Origin of the sequence: Nocardia sp. NPDC019219, from assembly GCF_040632645.1 — a bacterium.
Classification (GTDB): domain Bacteria; phylum Actinomycetota; class Actinomycetes; order Mycobacteriales; family Mycobacteriaceae; genus Nocardia; species Nocardia sputorum.
Genome location: NZ_JBEYCG010000017.1, coordinates 90,262 through 98,357, shown reverse-complemented (window position 1 = coordinate 98,357; position 8,096 = coordinate 90,262). Strand labels below are relative to the sequence as shown.

Sequence of the window (8,096 nt, the reverse complement as noted above, 5' to 3'; positions counted from 1 at the left end):
CCTCCGCGCCGCCACCACCGAGCCCACCGCCGGCCCCGGCGCAACCGCCGAGCCCGCCGCCCGCACCGTCTCCTGCTCCCGGCCCAGCCGTGCCGATGCCCGACCCGAATGGCCAACCCGGCGTCACCGGGCCGGTGGATGGCAGCCAGCAGCAGGTTCCGACGACCAACCAACCCGGCGTCGTGCCCTCCTGACAGCTCGCTGGGACACGGTCATACCGCCGTGGGGCCGGAGCCGAGTCCGGCCCCAGCACTTCACCACGCGTGGCGAACTCCGGATCGCAGGTCGACATCCGCTGTGCGCCGGTGCCCGGCCGCGGAGTTCAGCACCAGGTGCGATCAGACCTTCACCAGGTCGTCGGCGTGGATGACGGGACGTTGCATGGTGTCGGGGAGTTCGGCGGTAGAACGGCCGAGCATGCCAGCCAGTTCGGTGCTGTCGTATTCGACGACACCCCGGGCGACCACGCGGCCGTCGGGGGCCACCAGGTCGACCACGTCGCCACCGTAGAAGCGGCCGCGGACGCCCACGATCCCGGCCGCGAGCAGCGACCGGCGCCGGTGCGCCACCGCTTGGACGGCGCCGTCGTCGATGAGCAGCGCGCCGCGGCTGTCGGCGGCGTGCCGCACCCAGAACTTGCGGGCGGACAACCGCACCGGACGCGCGGCGAACGCGGTGCCCACGGTGCCGGTGGTCAGTGCGGTAGCGGCCGACGAGGCGGCGGCCAGCAGGACCGGTACGCCGGCGTCCGCGGCCAGCCGCGCCGCCGACAGCTTGGACGCCATGCCGCCGGTGCCGAGCGCACCGCCGCTGCCCGCGATCACGCCGTCCAGATCGGCGCTGCTGCGCACTTCGGGGATCAGCGTGGCCGCTCCTTTGCGCGGGTCGCCGTCGTAGAGGCCCGCCACGTCCGACAGCAGCACGAGCGCGTCGGCGCCGACCAGGTGGGCGACCAGCGCGGCGAGCCGGTCGTTGTCGCCGAAGCGGATCTCCTCCGTCGCGACCGTGTCGTTCTCGTTCACCACGGCCACCGCGCCGAGCGAGCGCAGGCGATCGAGGGTGCGCTGCGCGTTGCGGTGGTGCTCGCGGCGCGCGAAGTCGTCGGCGCTCAGCAGCACCTGCCCGACCGTGCGGTGGTAGCGGGCGAACGACGTGCCCCACGCGTGCGCGAGGGCGAGCTGCCCGACGCTCGCCGCGGCCTGCTTGGTGGCCAGATCACGCGGACGGCTGGTCAGGCCGAGTGGCGCGATGCCCGCGCCGATCGCGCCCGAGGACACGACGACGACGTCGGATCCGGCGCGCATCCGCGCCTCCACCGCGTCCGCGAGCCGATCCAGCCGTGCGGTATCCAGGCCGCCCTTCAGACTGGTCAACGCCGACGAACCGATCTTCACCACGACCCGGCGCGCCGCCGCGATCGCCAGCCGCGCCTCGCTCAGGCCCGAGGAATCCGCCTCGGCGCTGATAGACCTCACCTGCATCGCCACCGAACTCCCTGCACCACAATCGAATCCACGGTAGCCGGGACGAATGCCCCGCCTATTCCTCGTCTTCCCGCACGAGACCGCGTCGCACCCGGGACGCGTGCTTGCGCTCGGCCGCGCTGACCCGGTCGGTCTGCTCCAGCCGGATGTCGGTGCCGCGCCCGGTGGGCACCATGTCGATGCCCGCGGAGATCTGCGGCTCCCAGTCGAACGTCACGTCGCCGATGGTCACCGGCGCGCCCGGTTCCGCGCCCTGCCGCACCAGTTCGTCTTCCACGCCCAGGCGGGCCAGCCGATCGGCCAGGTAGCCGACGGCCTCGTCGTTGTCGAATTGGGTCTGCCGCACCCAGCGCTCCGGCCGAGTGCCGCGCACGATGAAGCCGCCCGGCTCCTCCGGGTCGGCGATGACGCTGAATCCGGTCTCGTCCACCGCGATCGGGCGGATGACCGGGCGCTTCGGCGCGGCCTGCGGATGCTCCTCGCGGTACCGGCGCACCAGGTCGGCGAGAGCGAACGTCAGCGGGCGCAGACCCGCCCGGCTCACCGCGGAGATCTCGAACACCGGCCAGCCGCGCTCGGTGAACTCCGGAGTCACCATCTCGGCCAGTTCGGCCGCGTCGGGCACGTCGATCTTGTTCAAGATCACCACCCGGGGGCGGTCGGCCAGGTCGCCGAGCCCGGCGTCCGCGCTCAGCGCGGGCTGGTAGGCGGCGAGTTCGGCCTCGAGCGCGTCGACGTCGGAGACCGGGTCGCGGCCCGGCTCCAGTGTCGCGCAGTCCACCACGTGGGCGAGCACCGCGCAGCGCTCGAGATGCCGCAGGAAGTCCAGGCCAAGTCCGCGGCCCTCGCTGGCGCCGGGAATCAGCCCGGGCACATCGGCGACCGTGAACGTGGTGTCGCCGCTGGCGACGACGCCGAGATTCGGCACCAGCGTGGTGAACGGGTAGTCGGCGATCTTCGGCTTGGCCGCCGACAGCACAGAGACCAGCGAGGACTTGCCCGCCGAAGGGAAGCCGACGAGCCCGACGTCGGCGACCGACTTCAGCTCCAAGACAAGGTCGAGCTCTTCGCCGTCCTCGCCGAGCAGCGCGAAACCCGGCGCCTTACGGGCCTTCGACGCCAGCGCGGCATTGCCGAGCCCGCCTCGGCCGCCACGCGCGACGATGAAACGGTTGCCGGCACCGACCAGGTCGACGAGCACTTTGCCGTCGTCGTCGAGTACCACGGTGCCGTCGGGCACCTTCAACACCAGGTCGCCGCCCTGTTTGCCGTCCCGGTTACCACCCTCGCCCGGTTTGCCGTTGCCTGCCTTCGCGTGCGGGTGGAAGTGGAAGTCCAGCAGGGTGTGCACGTTGGAGTCGACCTCGAGGATGACGTCGCCGCCGTTGCCGCCGTTGCCGCCGTCCGGCCCGCCGAGCGGCTTGAACTTCTCGCGGTGCACCGAGGCGCAACCGTGGCCGCCTTTACCCGCACGCACATGCAGTACGACGCGGTCGATGAACTTGGACATACGCCGAATCATCCTCCTTCGGGACTGGTCGTACTGGACGCTGGTCGTTCGAGAACACGAAAAACGGGCCAGGGTTCCGAGACCCTGACCCGCTCGCTGTTAATCCGGAAGTGGTTCGGCGGTCAGGCCTGAACCGGCTCCGGGACCACGATGTTGACGGTCTTGCGTCCACGCTTGGTGCCGAACTCCACCGCGCCCGCCGCCAGGGCGAACAGGGTGTCGTCACCGCCACGGCCGACGTTCACGCCGGGGTGGAAGTGGGTGCCGCGCTGACGCACCAGGATCTCGCCCGCCTTGACCGACTGGCCGCCGAAGCGCTTGACGCCGAGTCGCTGGGCGTTGGAATCACGTCCGTTCCGGGAGCTGGACGCGCCCTTCTTGTGTGCCATAGCTGGTTCTCCTCGGGATGTCTTACTTGATGCCGGTGACCTTGAGGACCGTCAGCGGCTGACGGTGACCCTGGCGCTTGTGGTAGCCGGTCTTGTTCTTGAACTTGTGGATGCGGATCTTCGGACCCTTGGTCTGCTCGACCACCTCGGCGGCCACGGAGACCTTGGCCAGCTTGTCGGCATCGGTGGTCAGCTCCGCGCCATCGACGACGAGGACGGGATCCAGCGCCACGGCGGTGCCCGGCGCACCCTCGATCTTCTCGACCTTCACCAGGTCACCGACCGCGACCTTGTACTGCTTTCCGCCGGTCTTGACGATCGCGTACGTTGCCATCGGTCGGCTGCCCTTCTTCCTATAGTGCTCGGCACTTGCTCACGCGGCGACTCCTCCGGTCTGAAACCACCGGAAACCGCCACACGACTGGTCTGGTAATCGCCACCGCCTCGGCATCTGGTGGCTCTCGGTATCGAACTGTCGAGAACCGGGCCACGAAGACAAAATATGTTGTCACCGGGCAGCGACTGTCCAAGATTACAGGACGGCTACCGCGACGACCAAACCGGCGTCCACGCCCGCGCCGCGGTCATGCCACCGGTTCGCTGCCCGGACGCACGTGGCCCCCACCGGAACGACCGGCGGGGGCCACGGCACGTGGGCGAGGACTCAGTTCGGCGCTTCCGGCGCACCGGCCGGGCGGCCGACCGCCCGCCTGCGCGGCCGGTTGCGCTGCGGCAATTCGGCCGCTTCCGGCTGGGAGTAGTCGATCGCGGGGGCGGGCGCCTGATCACCGGTGGGCAGCACGAACACCGCTCCCGAGCTGTCCGCCGCCGGTGCGGCGGCCGAACGGGCAACCCTTCGGCGACGAGCCGGACGGGCCGCCGGTGCGGCGACACCGTTGGCGGCCGCACCGTTCTCCGATGCCGGAACGGGCTCGGCAGCCGAGACGGGTTCGGCGACAGGCTCGGGCTCGGCGGCCGGAGCGGACTCCGCGACGGAGACCGGCTCCTCCGCCGGTACCGGCTCGACCTTCTCGACTTCCTCGATGACCTCCACCACTTCGGCGGGCTCGGTCTCGGGCTCCTCGGCGGGCACCGCCACCGCGGCTTCGACGGTCTCCGTGACCACCGGCTCCGCGGCGGATTCGTCGGCGACCGCGACCCGCGGCTCGACGGCGTCCTCGGCTTGTTCGGGCTCGTCGGACTGGTGCGCCGCCATCGCCAGCGCCACCGGATGCGCCCGCTTGACCGCCGCCTCTTCCTCGGGGTGCTCGGGCGCGGGACCGGATCCGTTGGCCGGCTGGGCGGGCGCGGCCGCACCCTTGTCGCGGCCCCGCCGCCTGCGCGAACCGCTCTCGCGGGTGCGCCCCGCGGTCTCTTCGCCGGAACCGGGCTCCACCGGGTAGGTGTGCACGAGGATGCCGCGGCCGTGGCAGTGCTCGCAGGTGGTGGAGAACGCCTCGACCAGGCCGGTGCCGAGCTTCTTGCGGGTCATCTGGACCAGCCCCAGCGAGGTGACCTCGGAGACTTGATGGCGGGTACGGTCGCGGCCCAGCGCCTCGGTCAGGCGGCGCAGCACCAGATCGCGGTTGGACTCGAGCACCATGTCGATGAAGTCGACGACGATCATGCCGCCGATGTCGCGCAGCCGCATCTGGCGCACGATCTCCTCGGCGGCCTCCAGGTTGTTCCTGGTGACCGTCTCCTCCAGATTGCTGCCGCCGGAACCGGTGAACTTGCCGGTGTTCACGTCGATCACCGTCATGGCCTCGGTGCGGTCGATCACCAGGGTGCCGCCCGACGGCAGCCACACCTTGCGATCCAGCGCCTTGGCCAGCTGTTCATCGATCCGGTAGGTCTCGAACACGTCGACGCCGTTGTTCTCGTGCCGGTTGACCCGGGCGAGCAGGTCCGGCGCGACGGTGCCGATGTACTTCTCGACCGTGCTCCAGGCCCGGTCGCCTTCGATGACCAGCTTGGAGAAGTCCTCGTTGAACAGGTCGCGGATGACCTTGACCAGCAGGTCGGGCTCTTCGTAGAGCGTCTTGGGCGCGTTGTTGTCCTTGCCGGTCTGCTGCTGGATCGTGCGCCACGTGGCCTGCAGCCGCTCCACGTCGCGGGCCAGCTCGGTCTCGCTGACGCCTTCGGAAGCGGTGCGGATGATCACACCGGCGTCGGCGGGCACGATGTCGCGCAGGATCTCCTTCAGCCGCTTGCGCTCGGTGTCGGGCAGCTTGCGGCTGATGCCGGTGGAGGTGCCGCCGGGCACGTACACCAGGAAACGACCGGCCAGGCTGATCTGCGTGGTCAACCGCGCGCCCTTGTGGCCGACCGGGTCCTTGCTCACCTGGACCAGCACCTGGTCGCCGGGCTTGAGCGCCTGCTCGATCTTGCGCTCCTTGCCGCCGAGACCGGCGGCTTCCCAGTTGACCTCACCGGCGTAGAGCACGCCGTTGCGGCCGCGGCCGATGTCGACGAACGCGGCTTCCATGCTGGGCAGCACGTTCTGCACCTTGCCCAGGTAGACGTTGCCCACCATGGACGCCGAACCGGTGCTGGTCACGAAGTGCTCGACCAGGACGTTGTCCTCGAGCACGGCCACCTGCGTCGCGGTCGGGTGGTCCGGGAAGGACTTCTCGCGCACGACCATCACGCGGTCCACCGCTTCGCGCCGGGCCAGGAACTCCGACTCGGTCAGGATCGGCGGACGGCGGCGGCCCGCCTCACGGCCGTCCCGCCTGCGCTGCCGCTTGGCCTCCAGCCGGGTGGAGCCGGTGATGCCCTGGACCTCGTCGGACGCGGCGCGGCTGCGGGTCTTGTTGCGCGGCTCGCGCTCGTGCACGACCGTGTTCGGCGGATCGTCGTCGGAGGCCTCGTTCTCGCCGGACTCACCGGCCACCTTGCGGCGACGACGGCGACGGCGGCGGCGGCTCGAGCCTTCCGGCACGCCGTCCTCGTCCTCGCCATCGCCGGTCTCCGCGGACTCCGCCTCGGCGGGCTCGGAAGCCGTGGGGGCCGACTCGTCCACGGTCTCGGTCTCGGTCTCGTCGTCGTTGTCCTCGCCGTCGCCGTCGGCTTCGGACTGCTGCTCACCCCTGCCACGACCCCGGCCGCGGCGGCCACGGCGCCTGCGCCGGGGCTGGCCGTCGGCTTCGCCCTGCTGGTCGGACTCGCGCTCGTCCTCGACCTCGGTCTCGTCCTCGGCGGGCTCGGGCGCCTGCTGCTCGGTGTGCCGGGTTTCCCGCTCGGCGCGCCGCTGTCTGCGCGCCTGCTCGGCGGCCGCGGCGTCCGGCGACAGGAACAGCGGCGCCTGCACGACGGCGGCGGACTCGAACACCGCCGGGGTCACCGGCTCGGCCTCGGGTCGCACCGAGTGCGTGAACAGCTGCGTGTGGTGCGCCGCCGCGCCGGTGGACGGTTGCGTGGCGCTCGGCACGTCCGGCGCGGAGAAGATGACGCCCGTACCGGTGAAGGACGCGTCGGCCTCGGCCGCGCGCGGTGGTTCCGGAGGTTCGGCCGGTGTTGCCGCGTCCGCCGCGGGCTCGGCGGCCTGCGGCGGTGCGGGGGGCTCGGCCTGCCCCACGGCGGGCTGCTCGGCGGCATCGGCCTCGACCGTCACCAAGGCGTCGCGCACCGACTCGGCGACCGCGCGGTCGACGTTCGACTGCGCGCTGCGCGCGTCCGCCCCCATCTCGGTCAGCTTGGCCAGGATGCGCTTGCTCGTTACCCCCAGCAGCTTGGCGAGTGCGTGAACTCGGATTCGCTCCGGCAATTGTTCGGCATCCTGTGATGTTGTATCCAGCGGCTCTTGATCGGCCACGAAGTCTCCTCGGGCCCCCGGGCGCGTCCCTCCCGGCGGGAGTGACGCGGCCGACGCGGGGGCGCTGTCCGTTCGACTCGCACCCGGTGGGCGCGAGATCAAGTGGTCTCGCCCCGCGTGCCCGGTTATCTCCTCGGTCGTTCGTCGTTCGGGCTAACTGGTCACGCGGCGCCTGGCTGTATGGCTGAACTCCGCGGTTCGAGCGCTCATCCAGCGTGCCTACACGGATATCCGACCCGGTGACCAGGCCATTTACCCGTGGCAGCGATGATCGGCATCGAGCCGTGGTGTCATCCGGCTGCGCTCGTCACGTCTCGTTCGCGCACCTGCACGAACAGTCGGCGTCGAATGCAGCCGATGCCAGTATCCCACACCCCGCGCCGGGCGTTCGCCATCGGCGCTCGACTCGGTCCGGCCCGCGGCGCGAACACCGGTGTCGCGGCGGCGCGGGCACGACGATCGAGACGTGGTCAGGCGGGCCGCTCGGGGAACCAGAGCGCGATCTCCCGCTTGGCCGATTCGGGGGAATCCGAGCCGTGGACCAGGTTCTCCTGGGTCTCCAGAGCGAAGTCTCCGCGAATGCTGCCGGGCACGGCCTTGTCCACCGGATCGGTGCCGCCGGCGATCTGGCGGAACGCGGCGATCGCGCGGGGACCCTCCAGGATGGCCGCGACGACCGGGCCCGAGGTGATGAACTCGATCAGGGACCCGAAGAACGGCTTCTCGGCGTGCTCGGCGTAGTGGCCCTGGGCCAGTTCCTCCGACACGTGCTTCAGTTCGAGGGCGACGATCTTCAGGCCCTTGCGCTCGATCCGTGCCAGCACCTCGCCGACAAGGCCACGGGCCACACCGTCCGGCTTGATGAGTACCAACGTCTGCTCAGTCACGGCGAACAG

Annotated in this window: 6 protein-coding genes; all 6 read right to left on the bottom strand. The window is 70.9% G+C overall.

The window, feature by feature from the left end:
* Positions 1–338 precede the first annotated feature (338 nt).
* Positions 339–1,439 (bottom strand): glutamate 5-kinase, encoded by a 1,101-nt coding sequence (gene proB, locus ABZ552_RS27020; RefSeq protein WP_159845456.1) that lies wholly within the window; start codon positions 1,437–1,439, stop codon positions 339–341.
* A 100-nt stretch (positions 1,440–1,539) separates the two neighbouring features.
* Positions 1,540–2,994, bottom strand: a complete 1,455-nt coding sequence (gene obgE, locus ABZ552_RS27015) for a GTPase ObgE (protein ID WP_281874942.1) — start codon at positions 2,992–2,994, stop codon at positions 1,540–1,542.
* Positions 2,995–3,116: 122 nt separating this feature from the next.
* The gene (gene rpmA / locus ABZ552_RS27010; RefSeq protein ID WP_040775807.1) at positions 3,117–3,383 is read right to left on the bottom strand and encodes a 50S ribosomal protein L27; all 267 of its coding nucleotides are present in this window, start codon (positions 3,381–3,383) and stop codon (positions 3,117–3,119) included.
* Positions 3,384–3,405: 22 nt separating this feature from the next.
* Entirely contained in the window at positions 3,406–3,717 is a 312-nt protein-coding gene (rplU, locus tag ABZ552_RS27005) for a 50S ribosomal protein L21 (protein ID WP_039796660.1), read from the bottom strand.
* Positions 3,718–4,047: 330 nt separating this feature from the next.
* Positions 4,048–7,200 carry a translation initiation factor IF-2 N-terminal domain-containing protein gene (locus tag ABZ552_RS27000; protein ID WP_357440574.1) on the bottom strand — a complete coding sequence of 1,051 codons (3,153 nt, stop codon included), beginning with the start codon at positions 7,198–7,200 and terminating at the stop codon, positions 4,048–4,050.
* A 470-nt stretch (positions 7,201–7,670) separates the two neighbouring features.
* Complete coding sequence (ndk, locus tag ABZ552_RS26995; RefSeq protein ID WP_281874944.1) at positions 7,671–8,087, bottom strand: nucleoside-diphosphate kinase; 417 nt, start codon at positions 8,085–8,087, stop codon at positions 7,671–7,673.
* Positions 8,088–8,096 lie beyond the last annotated feature (9 nt).